At 68.0% G+C, this 24,236-nt stretch carries 23 protein-coding genes; 11 read left to right on the top strand and 12 right to left on the bottom strand.

What is annotated here, in order from left to right:
• The first annotated feature begins 65 nt into the window (after positions 1-65).
• Positions 66-1,490 (top strand): FAD-binding oxidoreductase, encoded by a 1,425-nt coding sequence (locus tag G4D77_RS16615; RefSeq protein ID WP_154832984.1) that lies wholly within the window; start codon positions 66-68, stop codon positions 1,488-1,490.
• Here the strand turns inward: G4D77_RS16615 and G4D77_RS16610 are convergent.
• The gene (locus tag G4D77_RS16610; RefSeq protein WP_154832982.1) at positions 1,480-2,385 is read right to left on the bottom strand and encodes a LysR family transcriptional regulator; all 906 of its coding nucleotides are present in this window, start codon (positions 2,383-2,385) and stop codon (positions 1,480-1,482) included. The two genes, G4D77_RS16615 and G4D77_RS16610, sit on opposite strands and share 11 nt — an antisense overlap.
• Before the next feature lie 129 nt (positions 2,386-2,514).
• Between G4D77_RS16610 and G4D77_RS16605 the strand changes: the two genes are divergently transcribed.
• Together G4D77_RS16605 and G4D77_RS16600 are read left to right on the top strand one after the other, a co-directional pair.
• Positions 2,515-3,723, top strand: coding sequence for a CaiB/BaiF CoA transferase family protein (locus G4D77_RS16605; protein WP_154832980.1), 1,209 nt, complete (start codon positions 2,515-2,517; stop codon positions 3,721-3,723).
• A gap of 71 nt (positions 3,724-3,794) precedes the next feature.
• Positions 3,795-4,796, top strand: a complete 1,002-nt coding sequence (locus G4D77_RS16600) for a Bug family tripartite tricarboxylate transporter substrate binding protein (protein ID WP_013799975.1) — start codon at positions 3,795-3,797, stop codon at positions 4,794-4,796.
• 323 nt (positions 4,797-5,119) lie between these two features.
• On the opposite strand, the gene G4D77_RS16595 is transcribed toward G4D77_RS16600, so the two are convergent.
• From G4D77_RS16595 to G4D77_RS16585, 3 genes are all read right to left on the bottom strand, one after another.
• Positions 5,120-6,307, bottom strand: a complete 1,188-nt coding sequence (locus tag G4D77_RS16595) for an IS481 family transposase (RefSeq protein WP_154835021.1) — start codon at positions 6,305-6,307, stop codon at positions 5,120-5,122.
• A gap of 265 nt (positions 6,308-6,572) precedes the next feature.
• Positions 6,573-7,862 (bottom strand): M20/M25/M40 family metallo-hydrolase, encoded by a 1,290-nt coding sequence (locus G4D77_RS16590; RefSeq protein ID WP_016452280.1) that lies wholly within the window; start codon positions 7,860-7,862, stop codon positions 6,573-6,575.
• 156 nt (positions 7,863-8,018) lie between these two features.
• Entirely contained in the window at positions 8,019-9,293 is a 1,275-nt protein-coding gene (locus G4D77_RS16585; RefSeq protein WP_016452281.1) for an MFS transporter, read from the bottom strand.
• Positions 9,294-9,358: 65 nt separating this feature from the next.
• Here G4D77_RS16585 and G4D77_RS16580 point away from each other — a divergent pair, with 65 nt between their 5' ends.
• The 5 genes from G4D77_RS16580 to sorU all read left to right on the top strand — a co-directional run bounded on the left by G4D77_RS16580 (position 9,359) and on the right by sorU (position 13,391).
• A complete protein-coding gene (locus G4D77_RS16580; RefSeq protein WP_154832978.1) occupies positions 9,359-10,381 on the top strand; it encodes an AraC family transcriptional regulator in 1,023 nt (340 codons plus the stop codon).
• A 98-nt stretch (positions 10,382-10,479) separates the two neighbouring features.
• On the top strand, positions 10,480-11,040 hold the full coding sequence (locus tag G4D77_RS16575) for an RNA polymerase sigma factor (protein ID WP_046985944.1): 561 nt from the start codon (positions 10,480-10,482) through the stop codon (positions 11,038-11,040).
• A gap of 11 nt (positions 11,041-11,051) precedes the next feature.
• Complete coding sequence (locus G4D77_RS16570) at positions 11,052-11,660, top strand: hypothetical protein (protein WP_213757691.1); 609 nt, start codon at positions 11,052-11,054, stop codon at positions 11,658-11,660.
• Positions 11,661-11,694: 34 nt separating this feature from the next.
• Positions 11,695-12,948 carry a SorT family sulfite dehydrogenase catalytic subunit gene (sorT, locus tag G4D77_RS16565; RefSeq protein WP_154836299.1) on the top strand — a complete coding sequence of 418 codons (1,254 nt, stop codon included), beginning with the start codon at positions 11,695-11,697 and terminating at the stop codon, positions 12,946-12,948.
• Between the two features lie 95 nt (positions 12,949-13,043).
• Positions 13,044-13,391, top strand: coding sequence for a SorU family sulfite dehydrogenase c-type cytochrome subunit (sorU, locus tag G4D77_RS16560; protein ID WP_017405076.1), 348 nt, complete (start codon positions 13,044-13,046; stop codon positions 13,389-13,391).
• Positions 13,392-13,407: 16 nt separating this feature from the next.
• Here sorU and G4D77_RS16555 read toward each other — a convergent pair whose 3' ends face one another.
• The 8 genes from G4D77_RS16555 to mnmG all read right to left on the bottom strand — a co-directional run bounded on the left by G4D77_RS16555 (position 13,408) and on the right by mnmG (position 21,161).
• A complete protein-coding gene (locus G4D77_RS16555; protein WP_154832976.1) occupies positions 13,408-14,232 on the bottom strand; it encodes a class I SAM-dependent methyltransferase in 825 nt (274 codons plus the stop codon).
• A gap of 24 nt (positions 14,233-14,256) precedes the next feature.
• Entirely contained in the window at positions 14,257-15,291 is a 1,035-nt protein-coding gene (locus G4D77_RS16550) for a peptidoglycan-binding domain-containing protein (RefSeq protein ID WP_016452287.1), read from the bottom strand.
• Between the two features lie 196 nt (positions 15,292-15,487).
• Positions 15,488-16,423 carry a ParB/RepB/Spo0J family partition protein gene (locus tag G4D77_RS16545; RefSeq protein ID WP_016447293.1) on the bottom strand — a complete coding sequence of 312 codons (936 nt, stop codon included), beginning with the start codon at positions 16,421-16,423 and terminating at the stop codon, positions 15,488-15,490.
• A 13-nt stretch (positions 16,424-16,436) separates the two neighbouring features.
• Positions 16,437-17,015 (bottom strand): RBBP9/YdeN family alpha/beta hydrolase, encoded by a 579-nt coding sequence (locus tag G4D77_RS16540; RefSeq protein WP_017405073.1) that lies wholly within the window; start codon positions 17,013-17,015, stop codon positions 16,437-16,439.
• Between the two features lie 2 nt (positions 17,016-17,017).
• Positions 17,018-17,788: a ParA family protein gene (locus G4D77_RS16535; RefSeq protein WP_016447291.1), complete on the bottom strand. Its 771-nt coding sequence runs from the start codon at positions 17,786-17,788 to the stop codon at positions 17,018-17,020.
• A 13-nt stretch (positions 17,789-17,801) separates the two neighbouring features.
• Positions 17,802-18,416: a LysE family transporter gene (locus tag G4D77_RS16530; protein ID WP_133072868.1), complete on the bottom strand. Its 615-nt coding sequence runs from the start codon at positions 18,414-18,416 to the stop codon at positions 17,802-17,804.
• A 106-nt stretch (positions 18,417-18,522) separates the two neighbouring features.
• Positions 18,523-19,185 (bottom strand): 16S rRNA (guanine(527)-N(7))-methyltransferase RsmG, encoded by a 663-nt coding sequence (rsmG, locus tag G4D77_RS16525; protein WP_016447289.1) that lies wholly within the window; start codon positions 19,183-19,185, stop codon positions 18,523-18,525.
• A complete protein-coding gene (gene mnmG, locus G4D77_RS16520; RefSeq protein WP_016447288.1) occupies positions 19,182-21,161 on the bottom strand; it encodes a tRNA uridine-5-carboxymethylaminomethyl(34) synthesis enzyme MnmG in 1,980 nt (659 codons plus the stop codon). Before mnmG ends, rsmG begins: the two co-directional genes overlap by 4 nt.
• Positions 21,162-21,463: 302 nt before the next feature.
• Here mnmG and G4D77_RS16515 point away from each other — a divergent pair, with 302 nt between their 5' ends.
• The 3 genes from G4D77_RS16515 (at position 21,464) to G4D77_RS16505 (ending at position 24,161) form a co-directional block, all read left to right on the top strand.
• Complete coding sequence (locus G4D77_RS16515; RefSeq protein ID WP_154832974.1) at positions 21,464-22,051, top strand: NADPH-dependent FMN reductase; 588 nt, start codon at positions 21,464-21,466, stop codon at positions 22,049-22,051.
• Between the two features lie 95 nt (positions 22,052-22,146).
• Complete coding sequence (gstA, locus tag G4D77_RS16510) at positions 22,147-22,755, top strand: glutathione transferase GstA (protein WP_013799958.1); 609 nt, start codon at positions 22,147-22,149, stop codon at positions 22,753-22,755.
• A gap of 287 nt (positions 22,756-23,042) precedes the next feature.
• Positions 23,043-24,161 (top strand): alkene reductase, encoded by a 1,119-nt coding sequence (locus G4D77_RS16505; protein ID WP_154832972.1) that lies wholly within the window; start codon positions 23,043-23,045, stop codon positions 24,159-24,161.
• Positions 24,162-24,236: the final 75 nt, after the last annotated feature.

Genomic DNA, 24,236 nt, shown 5'->3' with positions numbered 1-24,236 from the left:
GGCTGACCACACGGTTGGGCGACAGGGCCGGTGGTATTCTTTCCGGTTCCCCCTGGAGAACACCGATGAACGCCCCTGTCGCCCCCGTCCGCCTGCAGCCTGACTTCGCTCAGCGCCCCATCCCCGAAGCCTTCCTCCAAGCCCTGGCCCAGCGTTTCGGCGCCCAGTGCTCCACGGCTTTGGCGGTGCGCGAACAGCACGGCCGCGACGAGGGCGCCATCCAGGCGCCCCCGCCCGCGGCCGTGGTCTTTGCCGAAAGCACGCAGGACGTGCAGGACGCGCTGAAGCTGGCCGACCAGCATGCCGTGCCGGTCATCCCCTACGGCGCGGGCTCCTCGCTCGAAGGCCATCTGCTGGCCGTCGAGGGCGGCATCAGCCTGGACCTGAGCCGCATGAACCGCATTCTCTCGGTCAACACCGAGGACCTGACGGTCACCGTGCAGCCCGGCATCACGCGCAAGCAGCTCAACGATGCCATCAAGGACACGGGCTTCTTCTTTCCCATCGATCCCGGCGCCGATGCCTCCATCGGCGGCATGACCGCCACGCGCGCCAGCGGCACCAATGCCGTGCGCTACGGCACCATGCGCGAGAACGTGCTGGCGCTGGAACTGGTCACGGCCAGCGGTGAGCTGATGCGCACCGGCACGCGCGCCAAGAAAAGCAGCGCGGGCTACGACCTCACGCGCCTGATCGTGGGCAGCGAGGGCACGCTGGGCGTGGTCACCGAGATCACGGTGCGCCTGTACCCGCTGCCCGAGGCCGTGAGCGCGGCCATCTGCTCCTTCCCCAGCATCGAGGCCGCCGTGCGCACGGTGATCCAGACCATCCAGATGGGCGTGCCGATTGCCCGCGTGGAGCTGGTGGACGTGAACTCGGTGCGCATGGTCAATGCCTACAGCAAGCTCACGCTGCGCGAGGAGCCCATGCTGCTGATGGAGTTCCACGGCTCGCCCACGGGCGTGAAGGAGCAGGCCGAGATGGTGCAGGACATTGCGGGCGAGTTCGGTGGCAACGCCTTCGAATGGGCCGAGCGTCCCGAGGACCGCACGCGATTGTTCACGGCCCGCCACAACGCCTATTTCGCAGCTGTCTCCAGCCGCCCCGGCTGCCGCTGCATCACCACCGACGCCTGCGTGCCCATCAGCCGCCTGGCCGATGCACTGCTGGACTCGGTGCGCGAGGCCGACGACAGCGGCATTCCCTACTTCCTCGTCGGCCACGTGGGCGACGGCAACTTCCACTTCGGCTACCTGATCGACCCGGACAACGAGGACGAGCGCTCGCGCGCCGAGCAGCTCAACCACCAGCTGGTGTCGCGCTCCATTGCGCTGGGCGGCACCTGCACGGGCGAGCATGGCGTGGGCATCCACAAGATGGATTTCCTGCGCGAGGAAGCCGGCGACGGCGCGGTGCGGATGATGCGCTCCATCAAGCAGGCGCTGGACCCGAAGAACATCCTGAATCCCGGGAAAATCTTCAGCCTCTGAGTCCCTCCGCCTCGGCCTTCTCGCGCAGGAAGTCGATCAGCGTGGTGATGGCCCGCGTCTGGTAGCGGGACGGCATGTACAGCAGGTACTGGCGCGTGGCCAGAAAGTCCAGGCTGCCCGGCGGCAGCGGCAGGCGCTCAAGCGCGCCGCTGGCCAGTTCGGCCGCCACCATGTAGCGCGGCACCACGGCCACGCCCAGGCCCTGCAGCACGGCATCTCGCAGGAAGTAGAAGTTGGGCGACATCAGGCGCGGGCGTATGCGCAGCTCGGTGGGCCGGGCGCCGTTCATGCCCGCCGTGCGCAGCTTCTGGCCCGTGAGCGCCGAGGTGATCAGCGGCACGCGCTTGAGCGCCAGCAGCGAGTCGGGATGGCCATGCGCAGCCAGGAACTGCGGCGTGGCGCAGGCCTCGTAGAGCACATCGCCGAGCTTGCAGGCCACCAGGCTTTCAGGCGGCTCGGTCATCACGCGCACGGCGAAGTCCACGGCGCCCTGCATCAGGTCCTCGATGTCGTTGTCGAAGATCACCTCCAGCGTGATGCCCGGGTGCATGCGCATGAACTCCGTCAGCCAGCCCGACATCTGCAGCTGGCCGTAGCCGCTGGGCACGCTCAGCCGCACGGTGCCCTGCAGGCTCTGGCCCAGGCTGTCCACCGACTCGGCCGCCGCCATGACCTCCTGGCGTATCGCCCGTCCATGCGCGTACAGGCGCAGGCCCAGCTCGGTGGGCTCGACCTGTCGCGTGGTGCGGCGCAGCAGCTGCTGGCCGATCTGGCGCTCGAACTGGTTGAGCCGGTGGCTGACGTTGGCGCGGCTCATGCCCAGGCGCACGGCGGCGCGGCTCAGGTTGCCGGCTTCGATGATGTCCACCAGCAGGGACAGTCCGCCCAGATCCATTGTCAAACCTCAGTACACACAATGTCCATTTTTTAGCACGATTGTCAAAGTCAATAAACGAATGAAGAATGCGGGCCTGCCCGGGCATCACCGGCCCGTTGCGGTTTTCGTGGTTCGACAAGGTTTCGCATGAGTGCTCTCCCCTCTTCCCTGCCGCTGGACGGCGTGCGCGTCCTGGATCTTTCGCGCGTGCTGGCCGGCCCCATGTGTGCCATGGCGCTGGCCGACCTGGGCGCCGATGTCATCAAGGTCGAGCACCCGGGCCGCGGCGACGACACGCGCGACTGGGGCGTGCGCGTGGGCCAGCGCAACACCTCCTACTTCAACAGCGCCAACCGCAACAAGCGCTCGGTCACGCTGGACCTGCAGGCCGAAGAGGGCCTGCGCATCGCACGCGAGCTGGCGGCCGACAGCGATGTGGTCATCCAGAACTTCAAGGTCGGCGGCGCCGAAAAGCTGGGCCTGGGCTACGAGCAGCTGTCGCAGCTGAACCCGCGCCTGGTGTACTGCTCCATCTCGGGCTACTCGCGCAGCGGCCCCGAGGCCACGCGGCCCGGCTACGACCTGGTGGTGCAGGGCGAGTCCGGCATCATGGCCATGAACGGCGAGCAGGGCCAGGGCCCGCTGAAGTTCGGCGTGGCCGCCGTGGACATGTTCACGGGCATGTACTCGGCCCAGGCCATCCTGGCCGCGCTCTACGAGCGCGAGCGCAGCGGGCGCGGCCGCCATGTGCAGATGGCCCTGTACGACTGCGGCCTGATGATCACCAGCTACTACGGCATGGAGGCCTTGCTCAAGGCCGGCGACCCGCCCAAGTTCGGCAACGCCCATCCGTCCATCGTGCCCTACGGCGTGTTCGAGGCGGCCGACGGCCCGCTGGTCATCACCGTGGGCAACAACGGCCAGTTCCAGCGCTTTTGCACCGACGTCATCGCCAAGCCCGAGTGGGCCGCCGACGAGCGCTTTGCCACCAATACCGCACGCTCGGCAAACCGCGATCTGCTGATGCCGCTGGTGCAGGCCGAGCTGCTGCGCTTCACGCGCGCCCAACTGCTCGAATGCCTGACGGCCGCGCAGATTCCCTGCGGCGAGGTGCTGGGCCTGTTCGAGGCCCTGAACTCGCAGCGCACGGCCGACGCCGGCCTGCTGCACCGCTTCGAGGACAGCGAGGCCGGCAGCCAGTCCGTGCTGGCCCCGCCCTATGCGCTGGACGGCCAGCGCCTGCCCGTGCGCCGCCCGCCGCCGCACCAGGGCGAACACACCGACGAGGTGCTGCAGCAGCGCCTGGGCCTGGACGAACAGGCCCGCGCCGCGCTGCGCGCCAAAAACATCATCTGAGAGCGCGCAGACGTTCCCACCCAGACCGCTCCACGGCTCTCATTTCCACCCCTTCCCGCTTGAGGAGACATATGACTTCCACCCCCTTCCAGGCCTCGCGCCGCCAGATCCTTTCCGCCGCCTGCGCCACCGCCATCGCCACGCTGGCCCCCGCCGCACGGGCCCAGAGCCAGTGGCCCGACAAGCTGATCAAGCTGACCGTGGCCTTCCCGCCCGGCGGCCCCACCGACACGGCCGCGCGCATCGTCGCGCAGCGCCTGACCGAGCGCCTGGGCCAGACCATCGTCATCGACAACCGCCCCGGCGCCTCGGGCTCGGTGGGCACGGCGGCCTTCATCAAGTCGCAGCCCGACGGCTACTCGCTGTCCATGTTCGGCATGCCCGCGCTGCTGGCGCCCATGCTGTTCAACAACAACCTGTACGACGTGCGCAAGGACTTCCTGCCCGTGGCCACGGTCTATGACCTGCCCATGGCCATCGTCATCAACCCGCGCGAGCTGCCGGACGTGACCAACCTGCAGCAGCTGATCGAGCACGCCAAGAAGGCCAAGCCCGCGCTGAACTACACCAGCTCGGGCACGGGCAGCTTCGGCCACCTGTCCATGGAGCAGCTCAAGGACCTGGGCGGCTTCGACATGCAGCACGTGCCCTACCGCGGCAGCGCGCCGGCCGTGACCGACCTGATCGGCGGCCAGATCGCCGTGATGTTCGCCGACGTGGTCGCGGCCCTGCCCCACATCCAGGCCGGCAAGCTGCGCGCCATTGCCGTCAGCTCGCAAAAGGCCAAGCAGCTGCTGCCGAACGTGAAGTCGGTGGCCGAGCAGGGCTTCCCCGGCTTCGACGCCGACACCTGGGGCGGCCTGATCGCCCCGCTGAACACGCCGCCCGCCGTGGTCCAGCGCCTGAACCAGGAACTCAAGCTCATCCTGGCCGAGCCCGAGCTGCAAAAGAAGATGCTGGCCGCAGGCGCCATCGCCACCTACCAGGACGGCGCGGCCATGAAGGCACGCCTGAATGCCGACTTCACGCGCTGGAGCAAGATCGCCAAGGACAAGAACATCTCTTCGCAGTAAAGAACACAGAGCGCCCCACGATGCGCCTTCAGGGCATGCCGCAAGGCATGCCCTTTTTTGCGTCCGCAAATGCTGGGCGCCCGCTGTTCACTCCCGTATGGCCGCGCCTGCGTCGTGGCGGTTGCGGGGTTGCAGTCCTGCCGAAGGACAGGACTGCTTCGTGATCTGACTCGCTGCGGTTGTCTGAGCGGAGTTCACGCAGTGAACGCAGCGAGTTCCGCAGCGAACCCCGCAACCGCCACGACGCAGGTTGCCCCGTAGCGAAGCGCAGGGGTCGCGGACATCCGGGTTGTACGTGTCAAGGACATGGGTAACAACTCAGCTCACAGACATGGGTAACACTTCAAGCTCACATAGTCCTTCTGGGGTCCTCGCACATCCTCTTCGTTGAAGCAGCCCAGTCGCACCGGCCCCAGATACACATCCCACTGGCCAGCGGCCACCTCCTGCATCCCGATCCACTGCCCCGCCAGCAGGTAGCCTATGTAGACCCGCAGCGCTCGCCAGTAAATCAAGCCGTTGTGGCTGACCCGAACTCGTTCCCAATGCTTCGGGTACTGCAGCTCGGGTAGCTTTGAGGGATATGGCCTGGCCGAGTCGCTGTAGTGCTGGGCCGGCATGCTTTGCTGCAAGGCCTCATGCGGGCGATGCTGGTTGTAGTGCTCCACAAAGGCATCGAGCTGCATCTGCAATGCCGCTTTGTCCGCCGCAGGCTCTTTGCCCAGGGCATGCTTGAGCGTGCGGTGCATCCGCTCGTGGCGACCGTTTTGCTGTGGCTTGCCCCTCTCGATGCGCTCCGGCCTGATGCCCAGCCTTATCCACCATATCGCCAGGCGTGACAGGCCCGCCACGCCAGTAGTGGCGAACGGCGGACCGTTGTCACTGCGTATGCGCTCGGGCAGTCCGTATTGCCGAAACACCTGTTCGAAGCTGCGTTTGGCATCCTCGTAGTTGGGGCTGTCGTAGACATGCACGGCCAGCAAATAGCGGCTGGCGTGGTCCATGATGGTCAATGGATAGCACCAGTGACCATCGGCTGTCTTGAACTGGCCTTTGTAGTCTGCACTCCACACCCCATTGGGCTGCTTGCTCGTTCGCAAGGGCTGGGCCGTAGGCACCGAGCGTCTGCGTACACGCCTGCTGCAAACAAGCCCCTCTGCCTTCAGTACGTTGTAGATGGTGGTTTTGCTGGGTGTCTCCTGTGGGCCCCAACGCTGCAGGAGCAAGGCGTGCAGCTTCTTGGGCCCCATCTGTGACCTTTGCTGCGTGCGCAGCTCAATGATGGCCCGGCGCTGTGCATAGCTGATCGCCTGATTGTTCCCGTGGGGCCTGCGACTGCGTTCTTGCAATCCATCCATGCCCAGTTGGCGGTAACGCTCAACCCACTTGTAGGCCGTCTTGCGGCTGATGCCGTAGCGCCTGCACAGCTCGCTCAGCGGCGCACCACCGCGCAGGTGGTCGGCTATGAAGAGCAGTTTCTCGTCCATGGGTGCGCACTCCTTCCAGGGCATGGTGATCGCTCCTTGGCTGCTGTTGGCTCCAGCTGCCAAGCTTGGATCTGTTACCCATGTCCTTGTACTGATGTGTCACCTATGAGTGTGAGTCGTACCGGTCGCCTTCTTTGACCTGACCTTTCTTGGCGAATCAAGAAAGGGCAGTCGGCTGCCGGGCCGAAACCCGGCCTCGAAAAACAACCACCCGGCAGGGTCAGAAAAAGCGACTCAAGCCACCGTCTGGCTTTGGCTTAACGCAGGAGTGCAGCCTGATAGCCGACCCTTACTTGGAGAGATCCATGATCATGCGCGTGGCCAGGTACAGGCGCGGCACGATGGTGTTCAGCTGCACATACTCCGCATCATTGGAGTGCGCGCCGTAGCCGCTCAGGCCAAAGCCCTCGATGACCGCACCCTTGGCCTTGAGCGCCGCAAACGCCGCGTCGGTGCCGCCGCCCGTGGCCTTTTCCATCACGCTCATCTTCAGGCCCAGCTCATCGCTGTAGATGGTCTGCGCCTGTTTGGCCAGGCTGCGCGAGGCCTCGTTGGCCTCCAGCGGCGGGCGGCGCACTTCGAACTTGAGCTGCACCTTGCTGGCGTCCAGCAGCTTGTGGCCCACCTTGGCCTGCATGGCCTGCTCCAGCGCCGTGAAGTCGGCCACGCGCAGCGCGCGGGCGTCGGCCTGGGCCGTGGCCTCGGCGGGAATGACGTTGCGGTTGGTGCCGGCCTTGGCCACGGTCCAGTTGAGCTTGAGGCCGGTCTCGGGCTTGGACAGGTCCTTCATCTGCAGCAGCTGGTGCGACAGCTCGTACAGCGCGTTCACGCCGTCCTCGGGCTTGGCGCCCGCGTGCGAGGCCTTGCCCTCGACCTTGAGGTAGGCCGCGCCGATGCCGCTGGTGGCCAGGCGCACGCCGCCGTCGGTGCCGCCGCCTTCGAACGAGAAGACCGCATCCTGCTCGGCGCCCAGGCGCGTGATGGTGCTGCGCGCGCCGGGCGAGCTGATTTCCTCGTCGCTGTTCATCAGCACGGTCAGCGTGCCGTAGTTGTCGAAGCCCAGCTGGCGCAGCATGGCCACGGTGTGCAGGATCAGGGCCACGCCCTGCTTGTCGTCGGCAATGCCCAGGCCGTAGGCGCGCTCGCCGTCGATGCGAAACGGCTGGTCCTTGAGCATGCCGCGCAGGTAGACCGTGTCCATGTGGGCGATCAGCATGATGCGGCTGGTGCCCTTGCCCTTGAACTCGGCATGCACCATGGGGCCGATCTTCTCGGGCGTGTCACCCAGCCGGTAGACGTCGGTGGGCTGCAGGATCTCGACCTTGCCGCCCTGCTCGCGCAGCTTGCCGGCCACGTAGTTGGCGATCTGCTCCACGCCCTCCATGTCCTTGCTGCCCGACTCGATGTGCACCAGCTCGCGCAGCGTGTCCAGCAAGGGCTGCTGGTGCTTTTGCGCCAGCGCCTGGATATCGGCCTTGGGCGCAGCCAGGGCACTGCCGGACAGGCCGGCCATGGCAAGGGCCAGCGCCAGCGGGGCGCTGCGGAACATGAGGGAAAGCGGTGCGAAGGCGGAACGCATGGACAGGTCTCCTGTGTTGAAAAGTTGTGCCTGCACGATAGCAGGCGCCGCGCAGGGCGCACGCAATTGGCGTGCCTGTTTTGTCCATCTCTGCGCCCAAAGCAAAGGCCCCGCAAGCTTGGGCCTGCGGGGCCTTGTGGGGAGTGCGACCCGGTATCAGCCCGCGCTCAGCGCCATGCCGCTTTTCCGGCTCACGCCATCGCCCACGACCACGGCCGACACCACGCTCAGCACCAGGGCAATGGCCGATCCGTAGAACACGCCGTGGCTCATGCCGTGGTCCAGCATGTAGCCGAACACCGGCGCGGCCAGGCAAAAGCCCAGGTCCAGGCCCGAATACACCGTGCCGTAGACGCGACCGGTGGCGCCGGGGGGCGCGGCGCGCTTGATCAGCATGTCGCGCGAGGGGCCGGCCAGGCCCGTGCCCAGGCCCGCGATGGAGGCCACGGCCACGGCCGCCATGGCCGGCAGCCAGCCCGTGCCGACCAGGAACAGCGCAACACCCGAGCCCAGCATGCAGATGGAGATCACCTTCTCCAGCCGCTGCACGCGGCCCACGAGGAAGCCACCGGCCAGCATGCCTGCCGCGCCGCACAGCATGTAGCCCGTGACGATCAGCGCCGTCACGCTCAGCGGCAGTCCGTACATGGACTGCATGGCGGGGCTGGCAAAGCTCTGGATGGCGCTGAGCGCGCAGGTGCTCCAGAAGAAGAACGAGAAGCACAGCCAGACCGAGGGCAGCTTCAGGAAGGCCATGGGATGCTCCTGCGGCACGGCGGCCGCAGCGGCGCGCGCCGCGGGGGCCTGGGCATCGGCCGCACGGTCGTCCAGCGCCTCGCGGTTGAGCACCATGATGGTGAGGATGACGGCGGCCAGGGCCGCGCCGCACAGGCAGGCCAGGCGCCACGAGCCCGTGGCCGTGGTGATGCCCGCCATGAACAGCGGCGCCAGCGCCCAGCCGATATTGCCCGACAGGCCGTGCACCGAGAACGCATGGCCGATGCGCTTGGCCGACACGCGCTTGTTGAGGATGGTGAAGTCCACCGGGTGGAAGGGCGCATTGCCCAGGCCCGCGAAGAAGGCCGCCAGCAGCAGCATTCCATAGCCCTGTGCCAGGCTGGCGACCACGCCCGCCACGGTGAAGCTGCCCAGCGCCGCAAACAGAATGGGGCGCGCGCCGAAGCGGTCCACGGCAAAGCCGGCCATGGCCTGTCCCACGCCGGAGACCACGAAGAACAGCGACACCATCACGCTGAGCTCGGCATAGCTGTAGCCGAACTCGGCGATCAGCCACGGGAACAGCGGCGGCAGCAGCAGGTGGAAGAAATGCGAGGAACCATGCGCCAGGCCGATCAGGCCGATGGTGCGCACATCGCTGCGCAGCGGGTCCGGCGCCACGGCGTCCGGCATGGAAGAGGAAGAGGCGGTCATGGGCCGCATCTTAGGCAGCAGCGTTTCGTCTTGTATGCGATAGTCTGCCAACTTCTATCGCAAACATGCCAAAGCCTGTCTCCACGCCCGGCACCCCTGCCCACACCCCTGCCGACACTCTTGCCGACACCCTGCCCAGCACCTGCCCCGCAGCCGCACTGCGGTCGGTGCGCAGGGCCCGACCGATGGAGCCGGTGGAGGCCCTGCATCCGCACCTGTTCGTGCCCACGCCCCAGCGCCCCGTGCGCGCCAAGCAGCATCGCCTGTCGGCACGCACGCGCGTCATACCGCACAGCCACAGCTGGGCACAGATCGCCATCTCGCTGGACGGCGTGCTGCACCTGTCGGCCCCCCAGGGCACGCTGATCGCACCGCCGTCCAAGGCCGTGTGGATTCCGCCCGGCCTGGTCCACGCCGTGGCCATGGTCGAGGAAGCCGATCTCGTCTCCATCTACGTGCTGCAGGACGATCCGGCCCAGGGCCCCGTACTGCCGGACCTCCCGTCCTGCGGCGTGGCCTGCAACCCGCAGGACTGGGCACGCTGCCGCGTGCTGGAGGTTTCGCCGCTGATGCGCGAGCTGATCACGGCCCTGCCCAAGCAAAGCGATGACCAGCCCGCCCCGGACGCCGCCACCCTGCAGCGCGAGCACCATCTGAGCGCCCTGCTGCTGGAAGAGCTTCGCCGGGCCAGCGAAGTCCACCTTGGCGTGAACATGCCCCAGGACAAGCGGCTGCGCATGCTCTGCGAGGCCGTCGTGGCCGACCCCACCCAGCACGAGAGCCTGGCCGACTGGGCGGCAGACACCGGCGCCAGCCCGCGCACCGTGGCCCGGCTGTTCCAGCAGCAGCTGGGCTGCAGCTTCACCACCTGGCGCCAGCAAGTCGTGCTGGCCCATGGCCTGAGCCTGGCCGCGCGCGGCCTGCCCATACAGCAGATCGCCGCCGAGCTGGGCTACAGCCCCAGCGCCTTCAGCGCCATGGTGCACCGCACGGTGGGCATGCCTCCGGCACGGTTCTTCGGGCAGCAGGCCGGCTCCGCTGCCCACAGGGTCGGAACAGGCGCTGTATCGCGGCCGATCAGGGAATGACAGGGAACCATCGCCTCTTCGCGATAGCTGATCCGATATAGGGTTTGCCTAAGGCCAGCCCATGGAATAGGGCGGCGCCCTGCGTGCTCTTATGCCGCATGATCTCCACCGCCGAGTCGCGCTACAACCAGTGGGTGCGCGAGCACTACCGATTCCTGCTGCGCAGCGCCTGGGCGCTGACCGGCTCGCGCGCGCTGGCCGAGGACGTGGTGCAGGACTGCTTCACCAGCGCCTGGCGCTTTCGCCACCAGCTGCGCGAGGCCGCGATGGCGCGGGCCTGGCTGTTCCAGATCATGCGCCGCCATGCCTTCCGGCACCTTGCGCCATCGGCCCATCTGGTCAGCGATGACGAGGCGCTGGACCAGCATCCCGCCCCCACTCCCTCGCCTTCGGCGCTGGACGACCGGCTCGACGTGGTCAAGGCGCTGTCGCGCATCGCCCCCATCCACCGCGAGGTGCTGGTGCTCTATTACTTCGACGACATGCCCACGGCCCAGATGGCCGAGGCCCTGGACATTGCGCCGGGCACGGTTCTGTCGCGCCTGTCACGCGCCCGCGATGCGCTGAAGGCGGCGCTGGAGCAGGCCGCCCCGGCGCCTGCCCCAGAGACTGCCAGCGTGATCCCGCTGCGCCCCACCCCGCTGCGCGCCACCCGATAGCAAGGCTTGAAATGACTGCCCCGGACACGACCGACGAATCGGCCTTCGACCTGCGCGCACGCGCCGAACTGGCCCTGGCCTTCGACCCCGGGCCGCACGGCGAGCCGCCCGCCCATCTGCTGCGCCACACGCCCTGGCATGCGCGCAGCGGCGTGCGCCGGCTGATCGCCGCGCTGCTGGTGGGCAGCTCGGCCGCCACCGCCGTGTTCGCCATGCGCCCGCCCGAGCTGGTGCGCGCCGCCATCGAGCATGAGTACTACGAGCGCACGCTGCGCGGCAGCTTCATGCCCGAGGCCGAGGTGGCGCGCCGCATGGACCTGCCGGCCGGCGAGAAGCTGCCCGGCTACACCCAGCTGATGCGGCCCTGCGATATCGACGGCACGCGCGCCTACCACCTGACCACCTTCTTCGAGAAGGGCGGCATCGTCACCGTGCTGGCCTTCGACCAGCCCCAGCGCCTGGCCGATGGCCAGGGCTGGTGGGCCAACATGCACTGGCAGGTCGTTCGCTCGCGCGAAGGCCGGCCGCTGGTGCTGGTGGCCCAGAAGAAACAGGCCCTGGCCGTGGCCAGCAAGGCCCTGGGCACCCCTGCCCATGAGATGCCCCATGAGACGCAATGACACGCCCCATGACAACCACCACGAGGAGACAACCATGAACCACTTGCCGACATCGCCCACTTCCGCCGCGCGCCGCAGCCTGCTGGCCGGCAGCGCCAGCGCACTGGCCGCCGCAGGCCTGGCCGGCCTGCACCAGGGCGCACTGGCCCAAGCCCAAGCCCAAGCCCAGGCACCCGCAGCTGCGGCAGCACCAGCGGCCAAGCCCCTGCCCGGCTACGCGGGCTGGAAGAAGGCCGATGCCCTCATCGTCCACAGCTCCACCACCATAGAGACGCGGCGCGGCGCCTTCGGCACCAGCGTGATCACGCCCAGCGACCAGCTCTATGTGCGCAACAACCTGCCCACGCCGCCCGAATCCATCGTGGCCGACCGCGATGCCTGGCAGCTGCAGGTGGAGGGCGTGCGCCAGCCCCGCAGCCTCAGCGTGCGCGAGCTCAAGTCCCTGGGCCTGGAGACCGTGGCCATGGTGCTGCAGTGCTCGGGCAATGGCCGCGCCTTCTTTCCCAGCAAGCCCAGCGGCACGGCCTGGACCGTGGGTGCGGCCGGCTGCGTGGTCTGGAGCGGCGTGCCCGTGCGCGAGGTGGTCAAGGCCCTGGGCGGCGTGGCCGACGGCGGCCTCTACATGACCGGCACGGGCGGCGAGGTGCTGCCTGCAGGGCTGGACCCCAAGAGCGTCATCGTCGAGCGCTCGGTGCCGCTGTCGGCCATGGAAGACGCGCTGCTGGCCTGGGAGATGAACGGCGAGCCCATCCCGCTGGCCCATGGCGGGCCGCTGCGCCTGATCGTGCCCGGCTACACCGGCGTGAACAACATCAAGTACATCAAGCAGCTGGCCTTCACGCCGCGCGAGAGCGAGGCCCACATCATGTCCCACGGCTACCGCATCTCGCCGCCCGGCAGCAAGAGTGACCCGAGCCAGCCCTCGGTGCAGGAGATGAGCGTCAAGTCCTGGATCAACTCGCCCCTGCCCGAGGACGGCGGGCAGGCCGCCGGCCTGGTGCAGATCCACGGCGTGGCCTTTGGCGGCATGGACGCCGTCAAGGGCGTGGAGGTGTCCACGGACGGCGGCAAGAGCTGGCAGGCCGCGCGCCTGGTTGGCCCCGACCTGGGCAAGTACGCCTGGCGCCAGTTCGTGCTGCAGGCGCGCCTGCCCAAGGGCACGCATGTGCTGGCCAGCCGCGCCACCGACGCGCGCGGCCGGGTCCAGCCCGAGACGCGCGGTGAAAACCAGAGTGGCTACAACAACACCAGCTGGGCCGACCACGCCGTGACCGTCACCGTGGCCTGAACACGGCCCGCGCGCTCATCCCGCCTCCCTTCTCTTCACTCCCGTCACCTCCCGCACACGGCGCCAGACCGTGGCGGGCCCGTACCCCCATTGCCATGTTCACGATGAAACACCTGATCCACACCGCCCTGCTGGGCAGCACTTTGCTCGGCAGCGCCCTGCTGTGCGCCCCCGCCTTTGCCGATGAAGCGGCCCAGATGGCCCTGGGCAAGAAGCTGTTCGCCACGGCCACGCCCGCCTGCGCGCTGTGCCACACGCTCAAGGACGCGGGTGCCGAGGGCGCCATCGGCCCCGTGCTCGACGAGCTGCAGCCCGATGCCGCGCGCGTGGCCCGTGCCCTGCGCGACGGCATAGGCGCCATGCCCTCATTCAAGGCCACGCTCAGCGAGGCCGAGATCGCCGCGCTGTCGCTCTACGTGAGCAAGGCCAGCGCGAAGAAGTAGGCGCCACGCACATCCGTCACCGGCGTTCCTGCAGCTCCCGCAGGGCCTTTTCGTAAGGCGTTTCCTTGGGCTCGGGAACATGCACCACGGCCTCGCCGGCACCGCCCAGCGGCATGCGGTAGACCCAGAGGCTGTGCCGGCCCGGTCCCTGGCGCTGCCAGGAGGGCTCCACGCCGGGCAGCGCAAAGTCCAGGCTGACCAGCCAGGCGCCCTCAGGCAGTTCCGTGGCGGCCTTGACGGCTGCACGGCCCATGCTTTCAGGGCGCTGGAACAGGTAGACCATCTGATAGCCGCTCCAGTCGGCCAGCCAGATATCGGCGCGGCGCACGCGGGCCCAGGGGCAGCGCAGCGCGCAAAGCCAGCGCAGCGGCCAGCTCCACTCCATGCCGTTGAGCCGCGCCTGCGGGTACTGCCCGCGCAGCGCGCGCAGGCCGTCGCCCAGGCCGCAGCCGGCATCGAGCACGGCCGCGCCGTCCGGCAGCGGCGCGGCATCGGCCAGGCCTTGCAGCGCATCGGCGGGCGTGGGAAACAGCGGCGCATCGCGCCAGGCGTTGAGCGGGTAGACCAGGGCGAGCAGGCCCAGCGCCGCCAGCCACAGCCAGGGGCTGATGGCGGCCAGGCCGCCCGGCCCCCACAGCATCAGGCAGGACAGCGGAAAGCCAGCCGCCACGGCCAGGCGCCGCCACCAGGGCGTGGCCAGCAGGCTGGCGAGCACGCCCAAAAAACAGGCCGCCAGCCAGGCGGCCAGCGGCCCTAGGGTCGATTGCAGCGCGGCGTACACAAGCCAGGCGCCTGCCCAGGCAAGAAGGGCCGGGGCCGGCCAGGGAAGGCGCCGCATCATGCGCGCCCTCCGGCCGGGAGCCGCTTATTGCTGTTGCAGTGCTTGCGAGGTGGCACGGTCGAGGCGGCCGGTCTGCGGCAGGCTCTGGTCGCGCTGGAATTCGCGCAGGGCGTTCTGGGTGTTCTTGCCCATGGCGCCGTCAGGCGTGCCTGCGGTGTAGCCCAGGGCATTGAGCTTTTGCTGCGCGGCGCGCAGCGACATGCCGGCGGCATTGGCGCCCGGAGCCGATGTCTGCGACGGTGCGGCACCGCCGTCCACGCCCAGGCGTCCACCGCCGCCCAGGCCCTGGCCCTTGACGGTCTGCGCCTTGTAGTTGCGCAGCGCGCGCACCATCTGGTTGTAGGCGTCCATGAAGGCGGCGGCGATCACCTTGCCTTCGGCCGTGCGCGTGTAGCCGCCCAGCGAGGCGCCGGCGGAGCCGCCGAACAGCGCGCCCATGCCGCCCCAGTCGGTCTTGGAAGACGAGCCTTCGGAAGCCGACACCTGCACGCCCGAACGGTTGTCCACCAGGGCCAGCATGACCGAGGCCTCGCGGGTCTTGGTGGCTGCAGCCAGCGCGCCGAAGATGCCGCCTGCGCGGCCGCCGATGGCGCCGCCCATGCCGCCGGCATCGCTCTGGTTGAAGATCACTTCGGGGGACAGGCCGTAGTCGGAGGCCACCATCTGGCCCTTGCCCAGGTTGCTGCCGCCGCGCATTTCGCCCGAGTCCATCAGCGCGCGTTCACGCGCCATGGCGCCCATGCCGGCCGCGCCGCGTTCCACGACGATGAAGCAGTTGGACTGCTGGATCATCAGGCGCAGCAGCTGCGAGGTGGGCGGCAGGCGGTACTGCTGGGTGAGGATGGTGTACCAGCCGGCGGTCTGGTTCTCGACCAGGGAGATGGTGCCCAGCGAGGAGTCGCAGCGCTCCAGCTCGGTGTTGGCGTTCTCGGCGCTGGCACCGCCCGCGGCGCCAGTGGCCACGGTCTTGGCTTCCGGCGAACCCATGCGCATGTCGGTGGTCACGCAGCCGGTCAGCGCCACGGCGGCGATGGCAGTCAGGGCAAGATACTTCTTCACGTTGTAATCCTCTTGGTCTGGTCTAGGTGAATCAGCGCCAGGGCAATGGGCGTCCACGCACTGGCAGCGTCGCCAGTCAGCGATTACACACAATTACCCCGCATAACAGCGCGCAAATATACCGGGATTCACCCTTGCGAAAAAGCGCTGCTTTGCTGGAGAACGACAGATCACAGACGGTTACAAGCTGTTGTCATCACTCGGGAGCATCGCCGCGCAAACGTTCGATCAGCCCGTTGAGCGCATCGAGCGAGCCGAACTGGATCGCCACTTCGCCCATTTCCTGCAGCTTGCCGCCCCGGCGCACGGACTTCTTGATGCGCACCTCGACATCGGCCATGAGCAGGTCGGACAGCTCTTCCTCCACGCGCTTGATGTCGCGCGTCTTGCCTTCCTTCTTGGACTTCTGGCGCACCAGGCTGAAGTCGGCGCCGATCTTCTTGACCAGGGCCTCGGCCTCGCGCACCGACAGCTTCTTGGCCGCGATCTGGTTGCCGGCCGTGATCTGGGCCGCGCGGTCCAGCGACAGCAGGGCACGCGCATGGCCCATGTCGATGTCGCCGGCCATGAGCATGGTCTGCACCGGGTCGGCCAGGTTCAGCAGGCGCAGGATGTTGGTGGCCGCGCTGCGCGAGCGTCCAACTGCCTGGGCCGCCTGCTCATGCGTGAGGCCGAATTCCTTGACCAGGCGCGACAGGCCCTGGGCCTCTTCCAGCGGGTTCAGGTCCTCGCGCTGGATGTTCTCGATCAGCGCCATGGCGGCGGCGGCCTCGTCGGGCACCTCGCGCACCAGCACCGGTACCTCGGCCAGGCCGGCGATGCGGGCTGCGCGAAAGCGCCGCTCGCCCGCGATGATTTCGTACTTGCCGGCGTGCTCGCCCTTGGCCAGGCGGCGCACCAGGATGGGCTGCATGATGCCCTGGGCCTTGATGCTTTCGGCCAGCTCGTAGAGCGCGCCCTCGTCCATGTGGGTGCGCGGCTGGTATTGGCCGGGCACCATCACGTCCAGCTGCAGGATGCTGGGCAGCCCGGTCTCGGCCACGGGGCCGCCGGCCTCTTCCTTGTCGTGGACCTTGGGGCCGAGCAGGGCTTCGAGTCCGCGTCCCAGCCCCTTGGGTTTCTTGGTCACCATGGTGTTGTCCTTGTCAAAGCGACGCCAGCAGCGCGTGTCCGCTGTCCCAGTCGCCCAGCCCGCTGGCCGTGTTGAGATGGCCCGAAGGCCCTGCATCGACAAAGCGCGCGCCCCAGGCATCGGCCAGGGTCTGCACGCGCTGCGCGCTGCAATAGATATCGTTGTTGCTGCCGACCACGATGGAGGCAAACGGCAAGCGCTGCATCATCACGGGCGACCAGCCAGGCAATTGCTCGCGCAGCTGGGGCTGCTCGGTATCGCCGGGGGCGACCAGCAGCGCGCCACGCACCTTGCGGGCGGCCAGCGGCGAATGCGCCGCCCACCACGCCACAAGGATGCAGCCCAGACTGTGGGCCACCAGCACCACCGGGCGCGGCGCGTCGAGCACCGTCTCCTGCAGCCTGGCGCTCCAGTCGCCGCGCAGCGGACGGTCCCAGTCGTTTTGCTCCAGGCGGCGGTAGCCGTGGCGCTGCTCCCAGCGGCTTTGCCAGTGGCCGGCGTCCGAGTTCTGCCAGCCGGGCAGCAGCCAGACGTCCTCGGCAGCCCACCCGGTCGGCACGCCCTGCCCTGCCGTTTCATGTGAACCTTGCATGGCTACATCTTCTTGATGCGGCGCACCATCTCGTGCGCGAAATCGATGAAGGCCTTGCTGCCCTTGGCGCCCGGGTCGAAGACCACGCCGGGCACGCCATAGCTGGGCGCCTCGGCCAGGCGCACATTGCGCGGGATGACGGTGTCGAACACCTTGTCGCCGAAGTGCTCCTTGAGCTGGTCGCTGACCTGCTGCTGCAGCGTGGTGCGCGGGTCGAACATCACGCGCAGCAGGCCGATGATCTGCAGGTCGGGGTTCATGTTGGCATGCACCTGCTTGATGGTGTTGACCAGGTCGGTCAGGCCTTCGAGCGCGAAGTACTCGCACTGCATGGGCACGACCACGCCATGGGCCGCGCACAGGCCGTTCAGGGTGAGCATGGACAGGCTGGGCGGGCAGTCCACGAGCACGAAGTCGTAGTCGGCATCGGCCGCCCTGAGGGCGCCCTTCAGCCGCTCGTTGCGGCGCTCCAGCGTGACCAGCTCGATCTCGGCGCCGCTGAGTTCGCGGTTGGCGCCCAGCACGTCATAGCCCACGGCCTCGGAGCGCACGGCGGCTTCCTTGACGCTGGCGTTCTCCAGCAGCACGTCGTAGACCGACAGCTCCAGCGCGCGCTTGTCCACGCCCGAGCCCATGGTGGCATTGCCCTGGGGGTCCAGGTCGATCATCAGCACGCGCTGGCCGATCTTGGCCAGGCCCGCAGCAAGGTTGACGGCGGTGGTGGTCTTGCCGACCCCACCCTTTTGATTGGCGACACAGAAGATTTTGGCCATGGTATTTACACGCTTATTTGGCGATGGCCAGCTTGAGGCCAAAACCGATCAGAAACACGCCCGCAGTCTTTTCGAGAACCCGGGAAACCGCAGGATTGGCGCGCATGCGCTCGGCCAGATGCGCGGTCAGCAGCACCACGATCAGGCAATAGAGAAAGGTCAGCACGGCCACCGTGGCCGCCATCACCGCGAACGTGAGCAGGCCCTGGTGGCTTGCGGGATCCACGAACAGCGGGAAGAAGGCCATGTAGAACACGATGGACTTGGGGTTCATCAGGGTGATCAGGCCAGCCTGGCGAAAGTAGTGGCGCGGCTCGATGTGCAGCACGGGTTTGTCGCCGGGCCTGGCTGTGAGCATCCTGAAACCCAGCCAGCCCAGGTAGGCGGCGCCCAGCCACTGCACGGCATGGAAGGCCGCGGGATAGGAGGCCAGCAGCGCGGCAACGCCCGCCACCGCCATCCAGATCAGCACCTGGTCGGCCGCCAGCACGCCGGCGCAGGCCGCCATTCCGGCCCGTATGCCGCCCTTGCCGGTGGAGGTGATCAGCGCCAGATTGCCCGGCCCCGGAATCAGCAAAAACAGAAGAATGGCAACAACGAATGCGCTGAAATCGGAGATGCCGAACATGCTGACCCCTGAGCGATGAAAGCTGGGAGTTTATGCGAGGGCCATGGCCAGCGCATGGGGAACATGGCCCCGCCGCAACGCGGCAGTGTGCTATTCGGTAAAAAAATCAGGCTGCAGCAGTGCGCAGCCAGAGGATGCAGCGCTCGGCGTCCAGGCCCGGCACCTTCAATGGTTCCACGTGAAACACCTGCACGTCGGCAGGCAGCGCGGCGATTTCCTCGTCGGGGTGCTTGCCCTTCATGGCCAGCCAGGTGCCGCCCTCCTCCAGCGACTGGCGCGACCAGCTGGTGAAGTCCGCCAGCGAGGCAAAGGCACGGCAGCTGATCAGCGGATAGCGCGTGGTCAACTGCTCCACGCGGCTGTGGATGCCGCGCAGGTTGGGCAGGCGCAGAGTGGCCGCCGCCTGCTGGATGAAGGCCGCCTTCTTGCCCACCGTGTCCACGCAGTGCACGTCGATCTGCGGGCAGCAGACGGCAAAGACCACGCCGGGCAGGCCGCCGCCCGATCCCACGTCCAGCATGGCGGTGCGCCCTGCGCGCGCAGGCATCTGGGCCAGGTGGCGCTGCAGGGGCGGCACGGCGGCCAGGCTGTCGAGCAGGTGGTGGGTCAGCATTTCCTGCGGATCACGCACTGCCGTGAGGTTGTAGACCTTGTTCCACTTGCCCAGCAGGGCCTGGAATTCCATCAGCGTATCGACCTGGGCAGGGGAAAGCTCCAGGCCCAGCGCCCGCAGGCCGGCCTCGAGAGGAGCGCGCAGTTCCTGGCTCATGCGGATGCCTCCTCGCCCTTCGCGTCTGTCACATCAGGGGCAAAGCCGCGGAAGCCCCCCTTCTTCAGGTGCACCATGAGCAGGGAGATCGCCGCTGGCGTCACGCCCGACATGCGCGATGCCTGGCCCAGCGTCTCGGGCCTGTGCTTTTGCAGCGACTGGCGCACCTCGAAGGACAGGGCCGGCACCTGCATGTAGTCCAGCTCGGCCGGCAGGCGCAGGTTCTCGAAATGGGCGGCGCGCTGCACCTCGTCCTTCTGGCGGTCGATGTAGCCTGCGTACTTGGCCGCGATCTCCACCTGCTCGACGACGGAGGCGCTGAGATCGCCCAGCACCTCGGGCTGCACATCGGCCGAGGCATAGCGGCCCTCGTTCAGGCTCATCAGCTTGCCGTAGCCCACGTCGGGCCGGCGCAGCAGGTCGAACAGGTTGTACTCGCGCTCGATGGACTTGCCCAGCACCCGCTCCGATTCCTCGGGCGCGACGATGCGCGGATTGACCCAGGTGGACTTCAGGCGCTCTGTTTCACGTGAAACAGCATCGCGCTTGCGGCTGAAGGCATCCCAGCGCGCATCGTCCACCAGACCCATGGCGCGGCCCGCCTCGGTCAGGCGCATGTCGGCGTTGTCCTCGCGCAGCTGCAGCCGGAACTCGGCACGGCTGGTGAACATGCGGTAGGGCTCGGTCACGCCCTTGGTGATCAGGTCATCGACCAGCACGCCCAGGTAGGCCTCGTCGCGGCGCGGCAGCCAGGCTTCCTGGCCGCGGCACTGCAGCGCGGCGTTGAGGCCGGCGAACAGGCCCTGGGCCGCCGCTTCCTCGTAGCCGGTCGTGCCGTTGATCTGGCCGGCGAAGAACAGGCCCTGGATCTGGCGCGTCTCGAAGCTGCTCTTGAGCGAGCGCGGATCGAAGTAGTCGTACTCGATGGCGTAGCCGGGACGCAGGATGTGCGCGTTCTCCAACCCCTTCATGCTGCGCACCAGTTCGTACTGGATGTCGAAGGGCAGGCTGGTGGAGATGCCGTTGGGATAGAACTCGTTGGTGGTCAGGCCTTCGGGCTCCAGGAAGATCTGGTGGCTTTCCTTGTCGGCAAAGCGGTTGATCTTGTCCTCGACGCTGGGGCAGTAGCGCGGGCCCACGCCCTCGATCTTGCCCGTGAACATGGGGCTGCGGTCAAAGCCGCTGCGGATGATGTCGTGCGTGCGCTCGTTGGTGTGGGTGATCCAGCAGGGCATCTGGCGCGGGTGCATGGCCGCATTGCCGATGAAGCTGAACACGGGCAGCACGCCTTCGTTGACACCGCCGGGCATACCGTCGCCGGGCTGCTCCTCGCACTGCGAGAAGTCGATACTGCGGCCATCCAGGCGCGGCGGCGTGCCGGTCTTCAGGCGACCCTGGGGCAGCTGCAGTTCCTTGAGCCGCGACGACAGGCTGACGGCCGGCGGGTCGCCCGCGCGGCCTGCCGCGTAGTTGTTCAGGCCCACGTGGATCTTGCCGTCCAGGAAGGTACCCGCCGTGAGCACCACGGTGCGGCTGCGAAAGCGCACGCCCACCTGGGTGACGGCACCCACCACGCGGTCGCCCTCGACCATGAGGTCGTCCACCGCCTGCTGGAACAGCCACAGGTTGGGCTGGTTCTCCAGCATGTCGCGGATGGCGGCCTTGTAGAGAATGCGGTCGGCCTGGGCGCGCGTGGCACGCACGGCCGGGCCCTTGGAGCTGTTGAGGATGCGGAACTGTATGCCGCCGATATCGGTAGCCAGCGCCATGGCGCCGCCCAGCGCATCCACTTCCTTGACCAGATGGCCCTTGCCGATCCCGCCGATGCTGGGATTGCAGCTCATCTGGCCCAGGGTCTCGATGTTGTGGCTCAGCAGCAGCGTCCTGCAGCCCATGCGCGCAGCGGCCAGCGCGGCCTCGGTGCCGGCGTGGCCGCCACCGACCACGATCACATCAAATTCCTGTGGGTACAACATGCTTATCACTCCGGGGGCCTGCCCGGCCCAAGCCCCCGACACGGAGCACTCACGCTCCGGCGCTCATGGCAGGTGGCCCTCGTTCATGTAGCGAGGGGAACCCAGCGGGGAACCCGCGATTTTCCCACCTTTGCCGCACCAGTGCCTTGCAAGGGGTCGGCCGGCCCTGCCACCGGGCCGGTACTGTGCCGGTGTTCCACGTGAAACAGGGCGGCGGGCGGCGGCATTCTCCGCAGGATGCTGCGCGCCGCCGCCCGCAACGCGGCCCGCTTGCAAGAAACATGTGCAGGGCCTGTGATGCAATGGCGGCCATGCAGATCCTCATCTTCGCGGGCAGTACCCGCCAACAATCGCACAACCGGCGCCTGACCGCCGCCGCCGCCGACATGGCGCGCGAACTGGGCGCCCAGCCCACGCTGCTGGAGCTGTCGGATTTCGACATCCCCATGTACAACGCCGACCTGGAGGCCAGCGGCACGCCGCCCGACGTGCTGCGCTTCAAGGCCGCGCTGCACGGCCACCCGGCCTGGCTGATCTGCTCGCCCGAGTACAACGGCAGCTACCCTGCCCTGCTCAAGAACGCCATCGACTGGGCTTCCAGCCCCGTGGCCGGTGATCCGGTCTGGTCCGATGGCACCCTGCCCTTTCGCGGCAAGGTCGTGGGCATGGCCAGCGCCTCGCCCGGCGGCCTGGGCGGCCTGCGCGCCCAGTCGCACCTGGCGCCGCTGCTGCTGAACCTGCAGTGCTGGCTGGCGCCCGTGAGCCACGCCGTGGGACAGGCAGGCCAGGCCTTTGACGAGGCCGGCCGCCTGCAGCGCCCCCAGGACCAGCTGGGCATGAAGGCCGTGCTGGAGCAGGTGCTCTGGGCTGCGCAGCGCCTGTCGGCCTGAACCCTGGCGCCAGCGCGGTCCCATCATGCGCAGCCCCGCCACATGGGGTTAGCATGGGCGCTTGTCTTTCTTACCCTGATCGGAAGCCATCCACCATGAAGCTCTACTACAGCCCTGGCGCCTGCTCTCTGTCTCCCCACATCGTCCTGCACGAGGCAGGCCTGGCCTACGAGCCGGTCCTGGCCAGCACCAAGACGCACAAGCTGCAGGACGGCACGGACTACTACGGCATCAACCCGCTGGGCTATGTTCCCTTCCTCGTGCTCGACGACGGCGACACGCTGCATGAAGGCCCGGCCATCGTCCAGTACCTGGCCGATCTGGTCCCCGAGAAGAAGCTGGCCCCGGCCAACGGCACCATGGCCCGCTACCACCTGCAGGAGTGGCTGAACTTCATCGGCACCGAGCTGCACAAGGGCTTTGGTCCCCTGTTCAACCCCGCCACGCCCGACGACTACAAGCCCGTGGTGCGCCAGCGCGTGCTGGACCGCCTCAAGTGGGTGGACGGCGAGCTCAATGGCCGCGACTACCTGATGGGCGAGCAGTTCACCGTGGCCGACGCCTACCTGTTCACCGTGACGGGCTGGGCCCAGTTCGTGGGCGTGGACATCTCCGAGCTGACCAACCTCCTGGCCTACCGCGAGCGCGTGCTGGCCCGCCCTGCCGTGCAGGCCGCGATGAAGGCCGAAGGCCTGCTCAAGTAAGCAGCGCCGCGCTGCTGCGCTCAAGGCCTGACGGGGCCGGCTGGTGTGGAACCGGCCGGCCCTTTGTCTTTGGTGCCTGCGGCGCAGGCCTGGCGCCTGCGGATGCGCGGCTGCACCTCGGCGGGTGCCGCGCGCATCTGCCGGGCCATGCGGCATGCGGGCGTCGCCTGCACGACAGCGCGCAAATCCCTGGCCTGCACGATTGATTCCATGGGCGTAATCTGTGCCGTACGCCGCGCCGCCCGCACGGGCGGCGCTTTTGCTTCACGCACAGAAAGCCCCGTTGCATGACCTCTCTGTTCGAACCCATACAGGCTGGCGAACTGCGCCTGCCCAACCGCATCGCCATGGCGCCCCTGACGCGCAACCGCGCACCCCAGGCCCTGCCCAACGACATCATGGTCACCTACTACGCCCAGCGCGCCAGCGCCGGCCTGCTGATCAGCGAAGGCACGGCCATCAGCCACCAGGGCCAGGGCTATGCCCATGTGCCGGGCCTGTACGGCAGCGAGCAGCTCGACGGCTGGAAGCGCGTGACCGACGCCGTGCACAAGGCCGGCGGGCGCATCGTCACCCAGCTGTGGCATGTGGGCCGGGTCTCGCACACCTCGCTGCAGCCCGAAGGCCAGGCGCCCGTGGGACCGTCCCCGGTGGCGGCCAGATCCAAGACCTATGTGATCGACGAGGACTCGGGCAAGGGCCAGTTCGTGCCCACCTCTGCGCCGCGCGCGCTCGCCCAGCACGAGCTGCCCGCCATCGTCCACAGCTTCGCCGTGGCCGCGCGCAATGCCGTGGAGACGGCCGGTTTCGACGGCGTGGAGCTGCACGGCGCCAACGGCTACCTGCTGGACCAGTTCCTCAAGACCGGCGCCAACCGGCGCGATGACGACTACGGCGGCAGCATCGAGAACCGCGCCCGCCTGCTGCTCGAATGCACGCGCGCCGCAGCCGATGCCGTGGGCGGCGGCCGCGTGGGCATCCGCCTGTCGCCCGTGACGCCGGCCAACGACATCGCCGATGCCGATCCCCAGCCGCTGTTCGAATACGTGGTGCGCCAGCTGGCGCCGCTGGGCCTGGCCTACATCCACATCATCGAAGGCTCCACCGGTGGCCCGCGTGAATTGCCGGACCGGCCCTTCGACTACGCGGCCCTCAAATCCGCCTACCGCCAGGCCGGTGGCCAGGGCGCCTGGATGGTCAACAACGGCTATGACCGCGACATGGCCCTGCGCGCCGTGGAAAGCGGCCACGCCGATATCGTGGCCTTCGGCAAGGCCTTCATCTCCAATCCCGACCTGGTCCACCGCCTGCACGACGACCTGCCGCTGAACCCCTGGAACTCCAGCCTGTTTTACGGCGGCGGCGCAGAGGGCTATATCGACTACCCGTTCGCGCGCCAGGCCTGATTGGCGGCCGCACAAACAAAAAGCGGAGTGCATCGCACTCCGCTTTTTTTATCCAGACGATTCACGTGGAACAGG

Origin of the sequence: Delftia sp. WY8 (assembly GCF_018437695.1) — a bacterium.
In the GTDB taxonomy this organism is placed as follows: Bacteria; Pseudomonadota; Gammaproteobacteria; order Burkholderiales; family Burkholderiaceae_C; genus Comamonas; species Comamonas tsuruhatensis.
The sequence above is the reverse complement of the archived record's forward strand: the minus strand, read 5'-3'. Positions and strand labels throughout refer to the sequence as shown.